Source organism: Mesorhizobium norvegicum, assembly GCF_004919685.1.
In the GTDB taxonomy this organism is placed as follows: Bacteria; Pseudomonadota; Alphaproteobacteria; order Rhizobiales; family Rhizobiaceae; genus Mesorhizobium; species Mesorhizobium norvegicum.
In genome coordinates this window covers 1-14,423 of the sequence record NZ_SMYZ01000117.1, presented here as the reverse complement: position 1 = coordinate 14,423, position 14,423 = coordinate 1, and the positions used below count along the sequence as shown (strand labels likewise).

16 protein-coding genes and 1 tRNA gene are annotated in these 14,423 nt (G+C 65.1%); 5 read left to right on the top strand and 12 right to left on the bottom strand.

Annotation, left to right across the window (positions count from 1 at the left end):
• Window positions 1–117: 117 nt before the first annotated feature.
• Both FCU66_RS36495 and FCU66_RS36490 read left to right on the top strand, forming a co-directional pair.
• Window positions 118–1,230 carry an endonuclease/exonuclease/phosphatase family protein gene (locus FCU66_RS36495; RefSeq protein ID WP_136620218.1) on the top strand — a complete coding sequence of 371 codons (1,113 nt, stop codon included), beginning with the start codon at window positions 118–120 and terminating at the stop codon, window positions 1,228–1,230.
• A gap of 16 nt (window positions 1,231–1,246) precedes the next feature.
• Entirely contained in the window at window positions 1,247–1,963 is a 717-nt protein-coding gene (locus FCU66_RS36490) for a hypothetical protein (protein WP_136620217.1), read from the top strand.
• On the opposite strand, the gene FCU66_RS36485 is transcribed toward FCU66_RS36490, so the two are convergent.
• From FCU66_RS36485 to FCU66_RS36470, 4 genes are all read right to left on the bottom strand, one after another.
• On the bottom strand, window positions 1,960–2,202 hold the full coding sequence (locus tag FCU66_RS36485; protein ID WP_136620216.1) for a hypothetical protein: 243 nt from the start codon (window positions 2,200–2,202) through the stop codon (window positions 1,960–1,962). The genes FCU66_RS36490 and FCU66_RS36485 overlap by 4 nt on opposite strands.
• A 132-nt stretch (window positions 2,203–2,334) precedes the next feature.
• Window positions 2,335–3,552 carry an ABC transporter permease gene (locus FCU66_RS36480; protein WP_136620215.1) on the bottom strand — a complete coding sequence of 406 codons (1,218 nt, stop codon included), beginning with the start codon at window positions 3,550–3,552 and terminating at the stop codon, window positions 2,335–2,337.
• A 2-nt stretch (window positions 3,553–3,554) separates the two neighbouring features.
• Window positions 3,555–4,262 (bottom strand): ABC transporter ATP-binding protein, encoded by a 708-nt coding sequence (locus FCU66_RS36475; RefSeq protein WP_136620214.1) that lies wholly within the window; start codon window positions 4,260–4,262, stop codon window positions 3,555–3,557.
• A gap of 4 nt (window positions 4,263–4,266) precedes the next feature.
• The gene (locus FCU66_RS36470; protein WP_136620213.1) at window positions 4,267–5,559 is read right to left on the bottom strand and encodes an efflux RND transporter periplasmic adaptor subunit; all 1,293 of its coding nucleotides are present in this window, start codon (window positions 5,557–5,559) and stop codon (window positions 4,267–4,269) included.
• Window positions 5,560–5,660: 101 nt separating this feature from the next.
• On the opposite strand from FCU66_RS36470, the gene FCU66_RS36465 reads away from it, so the two are divergent.
• Window positions 5,661–6,569, top strand: a complete 909-nt coding sequence (locus FCU66_RS36465) for a PhzF family phenazine biosynthesis protein (protein ID WP_136620212.1) — start codon at window positions 5,661–5,663, stop codon at window positions 6,567–6,569.
• A gap of 207 nt (window positions 6,570–6,776) precedes the next feature.
• Window positions 6,777–6,852 (top strand) — tRNA-Lys (locus FCU66_RS36460).
• Window positions 6,853–7,099: 247 nt separating this feature from the next.
• Here FCU66_RS36460 and FCU66_RS36455 read toward each other — a convergent pair.
• A complete protein-coding gene (locus tag FCU66_RS36455) occupies window positions 7,100–7,411 on the bottom strand; it encodes a hypothetical protein (protein ID WP_136620211.1) in 312 nt (103 codons plus the stop codon).
• A 394-nt stretch (window positions 7,412–7,805) separates the two neighbouring features.
• On the opposite strand from FCU66_RS36455, the gene FCU66_RS36450 reads away from it, so the two are divergent.
• Window positions 7,806–8,756, top strand: coding sequence for a DUF5996 family protein (locus FCU66_RS36450; protein ID WP_136620210.1), 951 nt, complete (start codon window positions 7,806–7,808; stop codon window positions 8,754–8,756).
• A 69-nt stretch (window positions 8,757–8,825) separates the two neighbouring features.
• Here the strand turns inward: FCU66_RS36450 and cobT are convergent, their stop codons facing one another.
• From cobT to FCU66_RS36410, 7 genes are all read right to left on the bottom strand, one after another.
• Window positions 8,826–9,836, bottom strand: a complete 1,011-nt coding sequence (gene cobT / locus FCU66_RS36445) for a nicotinate-nucleotide--dimethylbenzimidazole phosphoribosyltransferase (RefSeq protein ID WP_136620209.1) — start codon at window positions 9,834–9,836, stop codon at window positions 8,826–8,828.
• A 39-nt stretch (window positions 9,837–9,875) separates the two neighbouring features.
• Complete coding sequence (gene cobS / locus FCU66_RS36440) at window positions 9,876–10,652, bottom strand: adenosylcobinamide-GDP ribazoletransferase (protein WP_136620208.1); 777 nt, start codon at window positions 10,650–10,652, stop codon at window positions 9,876–9,878.
• A gap of 3 nt (window positions 10,653–10,655) precedes the next feature.
• Window positions 10,656–11,969, bottom strand: coding sequence for a cobyrinic acid a,c-diamide synthase CobB (locus FCU66_RS36435; protein ID WP_136620207.1), 1,314 nt, complete (start codon window positions 11,967–11,969; stop codon window positions 10,656–10,658).
• Window positions 11,966–12,784, bottom strand: coding sequence for a uroporphyrinogen-III C-methyltransferase (cobA, locus tag FCU66_RS36430; RefSeq protein WP_136620206.1), 819 nt, complete (start codon window positions 12,782–12,784; stop codon window positions 11,966–11,968). The genes FCU66_RS36435 and cobA overlap by 4 nt, the downstream gene beginning before the upstream one ends.
• A complete protein-coding gene (cobM, locus tag FCU66_RS36425) occupies window positions 12,781–13,545 on the bottom strand; it encodes a precorrin-4 C(11)-methyltransferase (protein WP_136620205.1) in 765 nt (254 codons plus the stop codon). The genes cobA and cobM overlap by 4 nt, the downstream gene beginning before the upstream one ends.
• Window positions 13,542–14,042: a cobalamin biosynthesis protein gene (locus FCU66_RS42965; RefSeq protein ID WP_246680267.1), complete on the bottom strand. Its 501-nt coding sequence runs from the start codon at window positions 14,040–14,042 to the stop codon at window positions 13,542–13,544. Before FCU66_RS42965 ends, cobM begins: the two co-directional genes overlap by 4 nt.
• A partial coding sequence (locus FCU66_RS36410; RefSeq protein ID WP_425462886.1) for a bifunctional cobalt-precorrin-7 (C(5))-methyltransferase/cobalt-precorrin-6B (C(15))-methyltransferase occupies window positions 14,039–14,423 on the bottom strand: 385 nt, incomplete at its 5' end. The genes FCU66_RS42965 and FCU66_RS36410, both read right to left, overlap by 4 nt.

The following is a 14,423-nucleotide window of genomic DNA, read 5'->3' as shown; positions in this document are numbered from 1 at the left end:
CGGCGGATGAACGGAAAGGTTCCGTCAACCATGGCGCGAATGCCTGAGGACCAATCGATCTTCGCTGGTGGTCCTGCGAGCTTGTTTTCTCCAGCACTTGCGGGCAAAGGTCTTGGCATGTCGCTGCGCCTTGCCACCTTCAATGTCGAGAACCTGATGAACAGGTTCGATTTTTCCGGCTATCGCAACCAGCTCAACGAGGATCGAACGCTGGCGCTGTTCGATATCCAGAGCGAGGCCGAATACAAGATGCTGGAGCAGGCCCGCGCCATTGCCCAGTCCGACGACACGCGCCAGCTGACGGCGCTGGCGATCGCGGCCACCCGCGCCGACATCATCTGCATGCAGGAGGTCGACAATATCGAGGCGCTGAAGGCCTTCGAATACGGCTATCTGTTCAAGATGGTGGGGCAGGGCTACCGGCAGAAATACACCACATCGGGCAATGATTCGCGCGGCATCGACGTTGCCGTGATGATGCGCAACGAGACCGCGCAGGGCCAGCCGATCGAATTCGTGCGCATGACCAGCCACGCCTATGTCACCTACGAGCAGTTCGGGCTGCACACGCCGGAACTGGCAGCCCTCGGCAACCAGGCCAATGAACGCATCTTCCGGCGCGACTGCCTGGAGGTTGACGTGACCGTGGGCGGCGTGCCGCTGACGCTCTACCTCGTGCATTTCAAGTCGATGGGCTCACCGCGCAACGGGCTCGACGGGCGCGAGGCGACGATGCCGGTGCGCATCGCGGAGGCGCAAGCCGTGCGGCGGATCATCGAGGAGCGTTTCGGTGGGGAGCATGCCGCCGACAAGCGCTGGGCGATCTGCGGCGACATGAACGATTACCGGCAGCGCGTGAAGATCGCCGGCGACGCGATCGACGGCTACCATTTCGAGGTGGTGGACGAGGCCGTGTCCTGCATCAACGTGCTGACAGAAGGCGGCTTCTGCGAAAATGTCGTCGAGCGGCGGCCGGAGATGAACCGCTGGAGCTTCTACCACACGCGCGGACCGGAAGAGCGGCATCTGTGCCAGCTCGACTACATCCTGCTGTCGAAAGGGCTCGCCGCCAGCAACGCGACCGCCGTTCCCGATATCATCCGCAACGGCCAGCCCTGGCGCACCATCTTTCCGCCGGGGCAGGAAGTGGAGCGCTTTCCGCGCGCCGGCTGGGACCGCCCGAAGGCGTCGGACCATTGTCCGGTGGCCATTACCCTGGACATGACCTGAGCAGCGTTGGAGCAACATGAGTTTCGACCTGCCGCGCAATGTCATCCTGCCGGTCGACGCCATCGACGTTCGGCTCGATCCTGACCCGCACCCGTTCGCCTTGAACAATGCAGAGGCGATCGCCGAGAACTGGCAGCGCGAAATCGGTGCCAAGCCGGCGCTGTTCGACGGCACGGTGGTGCTCCTGTCGCAACTCGCGTACCGCGACAATCGCCTCGTCGGCCGCTGCCATGCGGTCAACTACTCGACGTTCATGCTGTGGCGAAAACAGCGCGAGAATTCGGGCGCCGAGCATGCCTATGGCCACGCTATGCTGGTGGCCGCCGACAACGCGCTGGTGGCGATCCGCATGGGATCGCACACGGTCAACGCCGGGCGCGTCTATTTCGCCGCCGGCTCGTTCGAGCCGATCGATTTTCGCGACGGTCTGGTCGACGTCGACTTCAACATGATCCGTGAGGTGCGCGAGGAAACCGGCCTCGACCTGTCAGGTGCTGAACGGGGCAAGCGCTGGCACGCCCTGTCGACCAACAACGGCACGGTGATCTTCCGCCGCTATCACGAGACGGCGCCCGCCGACGAGATCGCCCAGCGCATCTCAGCCTTCGTAGCGGCCGAGACCGATCCAGAGATCGAGGGGCCGGTGATCATCCGCCACGCCGCCGACCTGCCGGTCGGGCTGTCACCGCACATGAAGCCGCTGATCGAGTGGCATTTTGCCGGCACGGACTAAAGGCGCGTCTTGTTCAGCGCGTCCTTGCGATCGTTGCGGGCGGCGACGAGGAACAGGATAAGGCCGATGCCCAGCAAGCCGCCCATCGCCATTCCCATGGTCTGGCCGACGACTGCCTGGAAATCCGATGTGACGCGATCGGGATTGGCCATGCCGTAGCGGGCGAGATACCACCAGATGCCTGCAAGGAAGACCTCGATGACGACCATCGCCAGGATCAGTCGCGCCTTCTTGCTCATAGGCTATTCCTCCACCCAAGGTGAATTGCCCTAGCATCGCCAACGGTGCGCCGACAGTGGCGAGGCCGGGTGGAAACGTCGAAGGCTGTGCAAAACCGGTCGGAGCGCTGGCTGCGTTCCGGCCGGGTTGCCCTATTCGTGCCTAAGCGCGTCGATCGGATCGAGCCTGGCGCCGCGCAGCGCCGGGAAGAAGCCGAACACCATGCCGATGAGCGCGGAAAAGCCGACGGCGAGCAGGATGACCGCCGGGCTTGGCACGAAGGGGATGGTCAGCGTCACCGAGGCGAGGCCGGCCAGCGCCAGGCCGATCAGGATGCCGATGATGCCGCCGAGCAGCGACAGCACCGTCGCCTCGACCAGGAACTGGATGAGGATGTGCTTTTCATGCGCGCCGATGGCCAGCCTGATGCCGATCTCGCGGGTGCGCTCGGTGACCGACACCAGCATGATGTTCATGATGCCGATGCCGCCGACCAGCAGGCTGACGCCGGCGACCGCACCCAGCATGCCGGTCATGGTGGTGGTGGCGCTGGCCATGGCGTCGGCGATCTGGGTCATGTCGCGGATGGCGAAATCGCTCTCGCGCTCGGGCGTGATGCGGCGTGCATCGCGCAAGATGTCCTCGACGCGCGGCTGCAGTTCGCTGGTCGGCGTGCGGTCGTCGGCGGCGATGTAGATGTTGTCGATGTCGCGGTTGCCGGCGATGCGGCGCTGATAGGCGTGCAGCGGCATCAGGACGACATTGTCCTGGTCCTGGCCGAAGCCGGTATAGCCCTTGGGCTCGAGCAGGCCGATGATCTTGCAGGAGGTTCGGTTGACGCGGATGATCTCGCCCTCGGGGTCGCCGGCGCCGAAGAACTGCTGGCGCACCGTCTCGCCAATCAGGCAGACGCCGGTGCCCGAGCGGGTTTCGGAATCGCTGAACGGACGGCCGGACACCAGCTTCCAGTCGCGCGCATCGAGATAGGCGCTGTCGGTGCCGGTGACGCCGGAGGTCAGGCTCTCGGTGCCGAAGATGACGCGCACCTGCTTTTGCGAGGCCGGCGAAATGGCGCGCGCACCGGTCAGATGGGCAACGAGCGCCGCCAGATCTTTTTCGGCCAGCGGACGCACCACCTGGTCGAGCCCGCCCGGACCGCCGGGACCGGCCGGGCGGCCGGAGCGGACGACCAGAAGATTGCTGCCGAGCTTAGAGATGTCGGCCTTGACCTTTTCGGTGGTGCCCGAGCCGATGGTGAGCATAGCAATGACGGCGGCGACGCCGATGACGATGCCGAGCAAGGTCAGGAACGAGCGCAGCACGTTGCGGCGGATCGAGCGGAGCGAGAGGCGGACGGTTTCCCAGATCATGGTTACGCCACCTCCAGATTCTTGGAATCGGAGGCGACATGGCCGTCGAGGAAGCGGATGGTGCGTTCGGCATAGCGGGCGACGTCGGCCTCATGCGTGACCATGGCGATGGTCAGGCCAAGCTCGGTGTTGAGCCGGGTCAAAAGCTCCATGATCTCGTGCGTGCGTGCGGTGTCGAGATTGCCGGTCGGCTCGTCGGCGACGAGCAGGGTCGGGCGCGTGACGATGGCGCGCGCGATCGCCACGCGCTGCTGCTGGCCGCCGGACAGTTCGGCCGGCGTGTGGTGCTCGCGGCCGACAAGGCCGACCTCCGCCAGCGCCTGCATGGCAAGGTCGCGGCGCTCGCGGGTGGCAACGCCACGATAGATCAGCGGCAGTTCGACATTTTCCGCTGCCGTGGTGCGGGCCAGCAGATTGTAACCCTGAAAGACGAAGCCGACATAGAGGTTGCGCAGCATGGCGCGGCGGTTGCGGTCGAGGCGGCCGGCGTCGATGCCCATGAAGGAATAGGTTCCGGCCGTCGGCGTGTCGAGGCAGCCGATGATGTTCATCGCTGTCGACTTGCCGGAGCCGGACGGACCCATGATGGCGACGAATTCACCGCGCCGGATGGCAAGATCGACGCCGGCCAGCGCATGCACCTTGGCCTCGCCCTGGCCGTAGCTCTTCCAGACCTTGTCGAAGGTGATGAGGGTCGCGCCCGCAGCCACGGTATCAGCTCCGCTGCTGCGATGCGGTGATGATTTGTGCGCCTTCGTCCAGGCCCGAAATGATCTCGGTCAGTTCACCGTCGGTGGAGCCGATCTTGACGTTGACCGGATGCGGCCGTCCGTTCTCCAGCACGTAGAGCGTGCGCGAGCCGTCGGTGGGTGCCGCCGTGGCCTGGCGCTGGCGGTTGCCGCCGGGGCGGCCCATGCGGCCGGTGAACAGGTCGCTGAGGCTCCAGCCGCGGGCGGCCTGCTGCGTCGGGCGATAGCGGAAGGCGGTGGCGGGCACGGTGAGCACGCCCTTGGCCTGCTTGGTGACGACCGAAACGGTGGCGGTCATGCCGGGCCGCAGCAACAGCTCGTTGTTGTCGACCTCCAGCCGCGCATTGTAGGTGACGACGCCGTCGGTGGTGACCGAGGCATAGGAGATATCGCGGATCTCGGCATCGAACGGGCGCTCGGGGAAGGCATCGACCGTGAAGCGGGCATGCTGGCCGGATTTGACCGCGCCGATGTCGGCTTCGTCGACGGCTGCCACCAGTTCCATGTTCCTGAGATCGGCGGCGATGATGAACAGCACCGGCGCCTGCAAGGAAGAGGCGACCGTCTGGCCGGGGTCGACCGAGCGCGTCAGCACGATGCCGTCGATCGGCGCATAGATGGTGCTGTTGGCCAGGTCGGTCTGCTGCGATTTCAGATCGGCATTGGCGATGGCGAGATTGGCCTGAGCGCTGTCGAGTGCCGCCTTGGAACGGTCGCGCGTCGCGGTCGCGGCCTCGAGCGACTGGTCGGTCGCCATGCCGCGCTTGGTCAGCGCCGCCGCGCGGATAAGCGCCTTTTCGTTCTCGGCCAGCGTCACCGTGGCGTCCTCGACATTGGCGGCCGCGCCCTTGGCGGAGGCCTCCGCCCGTTCGATCTGGACCTGCAGCTTGGCGGTGTCGAGCGCCGCCAGCACGTCGCCTTTCTTGACCTGCTGGTTCTCTTCGACCGACACCGAACGGATGATGCCGGAGAGCTGGCTGGAAATATCGACCTGGGTGAGGGGCTGCAGCGTGCCGGTCGCCGACACCGCGACGGTGAGATCGGCCTTGGCGGCAGACACGGTGGTGTAATCAATCTTGGCCGGCGAGCCGGCATACCATTGATAGGCGCCAAGCCCGGCGGCGAGCACGATCAGCGCCAGCAGGGCATAGAGCCAGCCACGCCGACGCGACTTGCGCAGACCTTGTCTGTCGAGCCCAAGCGCCGTCTCGATGGCGGAATCCGATTCCGTCTTTGGCAGATTGACAATCTGGTCCACGCTGGACCCCTATAATGCGCAATGTCCCTATCTGTGCACAGATCAGGCTTGACGGTTCAAATATCAAATTAAATTTCGCCCATGTTGGGATTGAGGCACGAATGAAAACCCGGAATTACTTGCTCTACGATGTGTTTACGACCGAGCGACTGGCCGGCAATCCTTTGGCCGTCGTGCTGGACAGCAAGGGATTGGACACGGCCGCGATGCAGGCCATCGCGCGTGAATTCAACCTGTCCGAATCGGTGTTCGTTCTACCGCCGGTCAATCCCAAGCACAGAAACCGCATTCGCATCTTCACGCCCGACTATGAAATGCCGTTCGCCGGCCACCCAACCGTGGGGGCGGCGATCGCGCTGGCCGAACTGTCGGAAGAGGGCGGCGCCGGCATCTTCGTGCTGGAGGAAAACATCGGCCCGGTTCGTTGCGCCGTCAGCAAGCACGACGGCAACACCTTCGCCGAGTTCGACCTTGCGAAGCTGCCGGAGCCGCTGAAGCTCGAGGCCGATCCGGAGGCGATCGGTGCGGCCCTTGGGTTGACGCCGCACGAGATCGGCTTCGAGAATCACCGCGTCGCGTTCTGGTCGGCTGGCGTGCCCTACGTCACCATCCCGGTTGCCAATCTCGAGGCGGCGGGCCGGGTCCGACTGGACAACCAGGCCTGGTCGGAACTGGCGCCGCGCAAGAGCGAGTGGGCCTTCGCCAGTCCCTATGTCTACTGCCGCGAGACGGTGAACCACGAAAGCGCCTTCCATGTGCGCATGATCGTGCCTGGCACGCCTTCCTATGAGGATCCGGCGACCGGCTCGGCGGCAGCGGCCTTTGCCGGCGCCATCATGCATTTCGACGCACCGACCGATGGCATTTCGCAGCTGTGGATCGAGCAGGGGCTGGAGATGGGCCGGCCATCGCGAATTCGCCTCGAACTGACCGTGGAAGGCGGAAAACTGGCCTCGGCGCGCATCGGCGGCAACGCGATCAAGGTCGCGGAGGGCAAGCTTTTCGTCTGACGGCTGCGGCACTTAGAGCCTGTTCCATCCCGATGAAATCGGGATGGGGCTCTGTCTTTTTGCATGAGCATGATCTTTTCCGAAAACCGGATTCCACTTTTCGGGATCATGCTCCAGGCGATTTGTCGGGAAATGATTCCGGCAGGGCTGGACAGGACCGATGGTGGCGGCTATATGCCCGCCAACGCCGGTTTTTGCCGGCCGAGTGGGTGCGTAGCTCAGTTGGTAGAGCAGCTGACTCTTAATCAGCGGGTCCACAGTTCAATCCTGTGCGCACCCACCAAAGCATTTTCAATGCTTTAGTGGTGATCCAAGTATAGAGCGAGAAAAGGGTCCTGCCAACAAATTTTGGCACCGGATTTGCCCGTTTGTTCTCACTGCAACACCTCGGTCAGCGTGTCCGCGAGAACATAGAGCGGGTGCCCCTCGGCCGCAACGTGGAGTGCCATTCGGCGGGGCGCCTCATTGGTTAGAATCAATCAGAGTTTTGTTTCGGTATCGGTCCTGTTCAAACAGGTCGGCGGATGGTTCTAGCCGCGCGTCATGCCGTTCTCCCGCCTGCCAAAATGGTGCGCTGGCGGCGGCCGATCGGTGCTTGGCCCTTGGTCTGATCCATAGCTCACCTCGATGATTCCGACTAGTGCGCGAACGAACTCAACCATATCGTTTGCAGTGATGGCTGCCTTGTCGGGATTTTGCCCTATGTGCTCGGCGGCTTCGCAACATGACCGGCGGATGAGATCGTAGTGTAAATCCCTTTCATCCTCCGGCAACGCCGCTAACTTCATAGCTCGGCTATGGATCAACCGCAGCAATTGTTCGAGAGCTGCTCCGACACTCATGCGTTTGCTCCGCATTGGTCGGGCGTCCCGGCGCTTCAGCGCGCGTTTGGAACGTCCGATGGGGAGGTTTCCCGTCCCCGTACGGAAGGCTGCATCACAGCGGTTAATATATTCTTTCTTGCTAATATAAGGCGTTTCGGATGAGCCGACCGGCACAACGGCCGAGCGGCGGCCTATGCCTCCTCAGAATCGTTCGTGGCCAGTGACGTGGGCATAAAAAGAGCTCGCCACCTGAGGCTGACGGCGCGACCGCGCGATGCAGCGCCCCTCCGTTGATGTCGCGAATACGGAATTGTAGCGTCGGCCTTTGTTCAGGGCCCGAATGCTGGCCAATCGACAGGAGGGCTTCATATAGTGGCTTGCGATCAGTCTTATCGGCGAAGGAAGGAGAACCGTGTCGTCTGTCTTGAATTCGGAACGCTGGCCAGATCTACCCTACGCCGTCTGGAAGGATACCTACGAGACGCTCCACCTGTGGACCCAGATCGTAGGCAAAGTCCGCTTGATGCGCGAGCCCTGGCTGAACCATTCCTGGCATGTCCCGTTCTACGTGACCGCGCGCGGTCTCACGACCTCGCCGATCCCATCTGGCGGGCGGGTGTTCCAACTGGATTTCGACTTCATAGACCATCTGCTGTGGGTGAGGACGAGCGACGGTCACGTCCGCCAGGTCATGCTTGCACCGAAAACCGTGGCGGAATTTCATGGCGAAGTGACCTCCGCGCTTGCCGAACTAGGGCTCGTGACACCGATCCTCACGCAGCCCTCCGAAATCGCTGGCGGCATCCCGTTCGAGCAAGACCGTGTTCATGCTTCTTACGATCGCGACTACGCCCAGCGTTTCTGGCGCATCCTGCTCTCGACACACGAGGTCCTTTCGCGATTCCGGACAGGATTTCTGGGCAAGGTCAGTCCCATCCATTTCTTTTGGGGCGGCTTTGATCTGGCAGTGACGCGTTTTTCAGGCAGGCGGGCGCCGCCGCATCCAGGCGGCATTCCGCATCTGTCCGACGCTGTCACCCGCGAAGCCTATTCGCATGAGGTGAGCAGTGCCGGCTTCTGGCCGGGTGGCGGCCTGTTCGACTATCCAGCCTTCTATTCCTATGCCTATCCGTCACCAGAAGGCTTTGCGTCAGCGATGGTCGAGCCGCGGCAGGCGTTCTTCTCCAAGGAGCTCGGTGAATTCCTTTTGCCCTATGAGGCAATACGTCGGGCGCAAGACCCGGAAGCGATGCTCACGGCATTTCTGCAGAGTACCTACGAGGCTGCTGCCGAACTCGGCAAATGGGATCGCGAAGCGCTCGAATGCCCCGTTGGTGTCCCCTGTCGGCCACGCGCGCCATAGGCCGCGCGGCTGGGGCTCCGAAAATTTGTAAGGGTTTGTTCATCAAGGCGATCTGCGCTTAGGCCCGCATTACTTCTCCGACACCCCCGCCTCGGCAAAACTCGCCATGCGGGCATGGCACTCCAGCGCCGAGCGCACGATGTTGACCGCTAGGCAGGCGCCGGAGCCTTCGCCGAGCCGCATGCCGAGATCGAGCAGCGGCGGCAGGCCGAGCGCTTCGAGCAGGCCGCGATGGCCTGACTCAGCCGAGACGTGAGCGGCGATTGTGTGGGCGAGGCCGGCCGGGTGCAGCTTTGCCAGCGGAGCCGCGGCGGCGGTGCAGACGAAGCCGTCGAGCAGCACGGGTATGCCCAGATGGCGGGTGGCCAGCGTGGCGCCGAGGATGGCGGCCAGTTCGCGGCCACCGAGCGCGGCAGCGACAGCAAGCGGATCGGCAAGGGCGGCGGCGTGACGCTTCAGGCCGGCTTCGATGGCAACGACCTTGCGCTTCAAGCCCGCGTCGTCGACGCCGGTGCCGCGTCCGGTCCATTTTTCCGCGCCGCCGCCGAACAGGGCGGCTGAGATTGCCGCTGCCGGCGTGGTGTTGCCGATGCCCATCTCGCCGAAGCAGATGAGATCGAGGTCTTTTGTCACCGCGTCGTAGCCCGCCGAGACGGCGGCGAGAAACGCCTTCTCGTCCATTGCCGGCACTTGGGTGAAGTCGCCGGTCGGATGGTCGAGATCGAGCGGAATGACGTCGAGTTCGGCGCCGGCCATGCGGGCAAGCTGGTTGATGGCGGCACCGCCGCCGGCGAAATTCGCCACCATCTGCACGGTGACTTCCGAGGGATAGGCCGACACGCCTTGCGCGGTGACGCCGTGGTTGCCGGCGAAGACGAAAACCTTGACGCGGTCGAGTTTCGGCATGTCGCGGCCCTGCCAGCGCGCCAGCCATGCGGCGATGGTCTCCAGCCGGCCGAGGCTGCCTTGCGGCTTGGTCAGCGTGTCCTGGCGGCGCGCAACCGCATTGGCAGCGGCATCGCTGCCGGCCGGCAGATCGAGGCAGGCGGCGCGCAGTTCTTCGAGCGATTTGAAGGGCATGGGGGCAAAGTCTCCGAAAGGGAATCAGGCCAAAGGGAATCAGGTAAGCGCAACGGAAGCGACGAGCAGCACTGAGATTTCACTGACCTGCTGCAAGGCGCCGATCGTGTCGCCGGTCTGGCCGCCGATCTGGTTGAGGCAAAGGGCGCGAAACGCAGCAAACAGCAGGCCAAGCAGGATGAGCGCGAAAACGGCGCCGCCGAGCCCGAGCAGGAGCAGCGGGATCGCGCCGAGCACGGCGCTGGCTGTTGCCGTTTCGGCCGAGACGGTGCCGGCATCGGCCGACAGGCCGTCGATCCGCGCTGGGGGCAAGAGATGCATGAAAGCGCCGAGCACGCCGCGCGAGGCTGCGTGTGCGGCCAGGAGGGCGAACAGCGCCTGTGTCGGGTCGACGAACTCCGACAGCGCGCTCCAGCGGATCAGCAGTGACAGGCCCAGCGCCGCGGCGCCATAGGCGCCGATGCGGCTGTCGCGCATGATCTCGAGTTTGCGGCCGCGTGATTTGCCGCCGCCAAAGCCGTCGGCGACGTCGGACAGCCCGTCCTCATGCAGACAGCCGGTGGTGAGCAGGGTTGCCACAAGCGCGAGGGCGGCCGCCGGCCCCATGGCAAGGCCAAACCGTTCCGCCGTGGCAAAGACGATGGCACCGATCAGGCCGACGACGAGGCCGGCGACGGGGGCGGCCCAGATCGCGGCGGCAAGGCTGCGGCCGCGAAAATCGAAGACCGGTAGCGGCAGTCTTGTGAAGAAGACCAGGCAGAGCGCGATGTCGTCGACGACTTGCCGCGGTGAAAGGGCCAGGTTCTTGAACTTCATGCTCTAGCCCCTCGCAATCGCATGGAAGAAGGTGCCGCTGACATGGCCGCGCCGATAACCAGAGGCGCCGATCGGATTGCCCTGACCGTCGGCGAGGTCGGCCAGCGGCTCGTCATTGCCGGTAGAGGTCATCTGCGCATAGTGGAATTCGTGGCCACGGATCAATGCACCTTGTGAACCCAGAGGGCAATCGGCGCGCAACCGCGCCTCACGGTAGCCGAGATTCATCTTGCGCCTGGCGAAGCTGGTGGAATGGCCGAGCAGGCCGAGCATCGCATGCGTTTCGCCCAACGCGTCCCCCAGAGCTTCGCCCAGCACCATGAAGCCACCGCACTCGCCATGGATCGGCTTCGTTGCGGCGAATCTTGCCATCCCGGCGCGGAAAGTCGCGGCGGCGGCAAGCCGGCCGGCGTGAAGCTCGGGATAGCCGCCCGGTAGCCAGCAGACATCGCAGTCCTCGTCGGGTGCTTCGTCAGCGAGCGGCGAGAACGGGATGATTTCGGCGCCGGCCTTGCGCCAGTACGCCGCGACATGCGGATAGAGGAAGGTGAAGGCGGCATCCTCGGCCAGCGCGATCCGCTGGCCGGGCGGCGCCAGTGCGTCGGCGAAGCCGCCGGGCGCCGGGGTGAGGGGTGTCGCCAGGGCCATGATAGCGTCGAGGTCGAGCGACTTTTCCGCCATGTCGGCCAGCCGGTCGAGATGCGCCATCAGGTCGTCATATTCGCCAGCCTGGACGAGGCCGAGGTGGCGCTCGGGCAGGTTCAGCGTGGGGTCGCGCAGGATGGCGCCGACGACCGGCAGGCCGATCGCCTCGATGGCGTCGCCGGACAACCGGCGGTGGCGCTCGCTGCCCAGCCGGTTGAGCACGACGCCCGCCATGCGCACGTCCGGATCGTAGGTGGCAAAACCCTTGGCGACGGCGGCCGCGGTGGTCGACTGGCCGGACACGTCGAGCACCAGCAGCACCGGCAAGCCATAGAGCCGCGCCAGGTCGGCCGCCGAACCGGTGCGGCCGGGCGAGGCCGGAATGCCGTCGAACAAGCCCATGGCGCTTTCGAGGATGACGAAATCGGTATCGTCGGCGGCTTGTGCTGCCAGAGCATTGAGCAGCGATCGCGGCATCGCCCAGCTGTCGAGGTTGACGCCGGACAGCCCCGTGGCGGCGGTGTGGAAGCCGGGGTCGATATAGTCGGGGCCGGATTTGGCGCCGCGCACTTTCAGGCCGCGCCGGGCGAGCGCGCGCAGGATGCCGATGGTGACGCTGGTCTTGCCGGAGCCGGAGCGCGGCGCGCCGATGATGATGGCGCGGGCCGTCATGCTTGCCCCAGCAGCGCTGCGCGCATGGCAACGATGCCGCCGACGACGATGAGCGCCGGCGAGGCAAGACCGGCGGCGGCCGCTTCCTCGGCAATGGTGGCGAGCGTGGCGACGACGGTTCGTTCCTGCGGCGTCGTCGCGGCGACGATCACCGCCGCCGGTGTCGACGGTGCCAGCCCGCCGTCCAGCAGTGCCGCGGCGATCAGGGGCAGATTGGCCATGCCCATATAGACGACGACAGGCTGGCCGGTGCGGGCGATCGCCGCCCAGTCGAGATCGTCATCGGTGCCGGCAGCGTGGCCGGTGGCCAGGATCACAGCCTTGTTGATGCCGCGCATGGTGGCCGGGATGCCGGTCGCGGCCAGTGCGCTGAGGCCCGAAGTCAGGCCGGGCAGGACGCGGAAGGGAATACCTTCCCGCGCGAGCGCCAGGGCTTCTTCGCCGCCACGGCCGAAAATATAGGGGTCGCCGCCCTTCAGCCTGACGACGCGGCGGCCGTCGCGCGCCAGCCGGACAAGCAATGCGGTGATGTCGTCCTGTTTCATCGACGGTTTTCCGCCGCGCTTGCCAGCAAAGAAGAGCTCGGCATTTTCGGCAACGGCGACGACATCTGATGAGACCAGCGCGTCATAGACCAATGCATCCGCCTCGGCCAACGCCGCCAGCACTTCCAGGGTCAGGCAGCCAGGGTCGCCGGGGCCGGCGCCGGCCAGCCAGACGTGACCCGGTTCCAATTGGCGCGGCTTGAAGTTCAGCCGGGACAAGGCCTGTTCGAGCGTGGCGTTTCCGCCGGTGTTTTTGGTGTTGCCGCTCACAATCCGTCCCGTCCGCGAAAACGCCGCTGGTATTGGGCGTCGTATAATGAACTCTCGCCAAAACCTTCCGCCGCCAGCGAGCGGCCGACGAAGATGATCGCCGTGCGCTCCATCGGGTCGGCGGCCAGCAGCGCCTCGATGGTCGCCAGCGTGCCGGTCAGCACGCGCTCGTCCGGCCAGGAGGCGCGGAAGACGATCGCCACCGGGCAATCGCCGCCATAGTGCGGTGTGAGCTCGGCGACGACGCGGTCGATGGCGTGGATGGCAAGATGAATGGCGAGCGTGGCGCCGGTGCGGCCGAAGCCGGCCAGCGTTTCGCCGGGCGGCATTTTTGATGCACGGCCGGAAATGCGGGTCAGCACCAGGCTTTGCGCGACTTCGGGAATGGTCAGCTCACGGCGCAATGCGGCGGCAGCAGCGGCGAAGGAGGGGACGCCGGGCGTCAGCGTGTAGGCTATGCCATGCTTTTCCAGCCGCCGAATCTGCTCGGCCACGGCGCTCCACACCGACAGGTCGCCGGAATGGAGACGCGCCACATCATGGCCGGCCTTGTGGGCCGCGACATACTCGGCCTCGATCTCGTCGAGCGACATCGGTGCGGTGTCGATCAGTTTTGTCCCTGGCGCGCAGTGCTGCAAAAGCTCGGGCGCGACGATCGAACCCGCATGGAGGCAGACAGGGCAGCTCGCCAGCAGCCTGGCGCCGCGCAGCGTGATGAGGTCGGCGGCACCCGGACCGGCGCCGATGAAATGAACGGTCATGGCGCATCTCCACTGATGGCGATGGCGCACGTGACCGGGCCGAGCACCGTGCGGGGGCCGAGCAGCCTGGCGCCTTTGCCGGCGACGGCAAGGGCGGATGCCTCGGAAACCGATGGCGTGCCGGCCAGATACTGCGAGAGGTTGCGCGAGGCGGCCCCCTCATCCGGCCCTTCGGGCCACCTTCTCCCCGTTGGGGAGAAGAGATTGGCGGCGACGCTGGTAACCTCCTCTCCCCTCGGGGAGAGGTCAGCCGAGCGAAGCGGAGGCTGGGTGAGGGGGAGCGCCGGTTCGGATTCGGCCACGTCCACTATTATGACGGGGAGGTTGAGTTGACGACCAGCAGCGAAAATGGCGCCTTCATTGCGTTTAAATTCAGTCGTCGCCAATGCCGAAAGAGCCGTCATCGTCAGGCCATGGGCTTCGACAGCGGTTTCTATCGCCGCAAGTACGTCCTCGACACTCACGCCCTTTCGGCTGCCTATGCCCGCGACCATCATGGCTTCACCCAGCTCCATTGGGTGACAGGCATGGCCGGCCGCCATGCCTGCATCGCGCCGACCGGCGACGCGCGCGAGATGTTTATCCGGGTGAGATCGCCGCCGAGCGAGACATGGCGGGCAAGAAGCAAGGTTTCCATCTCCAGCGTCACCGCATTGGCCACAAGACGGCCGCCAATGCGCAGCGCTTTGATGGCAGCGTTCAACACGCCGGCATCGCTGCCGCCGCCGCCGATGAAGATCGCGTCAGGTGTGTCCAGCTTGGCAAGTGCTTTGGGGGCGCTGCCTTCGACCACGACAAGGCCGGGAACGCCACAGGCGGCGGCGTTGCGGCCAATGCGGGCGGCGCGGATCGGGTCGGCCTCGATGGCGACGGTGCGC

What these genes read in the sequence shown, in the direction of transcription:
- FCU66_RS36495 (WP_136620218.1), top strand. Translation starts at nt 118, where the DNA reads ATGTCGCTGCGCCTTGCCACCTTCAATGTCGAGAACCTGATGAACAGG.
- FCU66_RS36490 (WP_136620217.1), top strand. Translation starts at nt 1,247, where the DNA reads ATGAGTTTCGACCTGCCGCGCAATGTCATCCTGCCGGTCGACGCCATC.
- FCU66_RS36485 (WP_136620216.1), bottom strand. Translation starts at nt 2,202, where the DNA reads ATGAGCAAGAAGGCGCGACTGATCCTGGCGATGGTCGTCATCGAGGTC.
- FCU66_RS36480 (WP_136620215.1), bottom strand. Translation starts at nt 3,552, where the DNA reads ATGATCTGGGAAACCGTCCGCCTCTCGCTCCGCTCGATCCGCCGCAAC.
- FCU66_RS36465 (WP_136620212.1), top strand. Translation starts at nt 5,661, where the DNA reads ATGAAAACCCGGAATTACTTGCTCTACGATGTGTTTACGACCGAGCGA.
- FCU66_RS36455 (WP_136620211.1), bottom strand. Translation starts at nt 7,411, where the DNA reads ATGAGTGTCGGAGCAGCTCTCGAACAATTGCTGCGGTTGATCCATAGC.
- cobT (WP_136620209.1), bottom strand. Translation starts at nt 9,836, where the DNA reads ATGCCCTTCAAATCGCTCGAAGAACTGCGCGCCGCCTGCCTCGATCTG.
- cobS (WP_136620208.1), bottom strand. Translation starts at nt 10,652, where the DNA reads ATGAAGTTCAAGAACCTGGCCCTTTCACCGCGGCAAGTCGTCGACGAC.
- FCU66_RS36435 (WP_136620207.1), bottom strand. Translation starts at nt 11,969, where the DNA reads ATGACGGCCCGCGCCATCATCATCGGCGCGCCGCGCTCCGGCTCCGGC.
- cobM (WP_136620205.1), bottom strand. Translation starts at nt 13,545, where the DNA reads ATGACCGTTCATTTCATCGGCGCCGGTCCGGGTGCCGCCGACCTCATC.
- FCU66_RS42965 (WP_246680267.1), bottom strand. Translation starts at nt 14,042, where the DNA reads ATGATGGTCGCGGGCATAGGCAGCCGAAAGGGCGTGAGTGTCGAGGAC.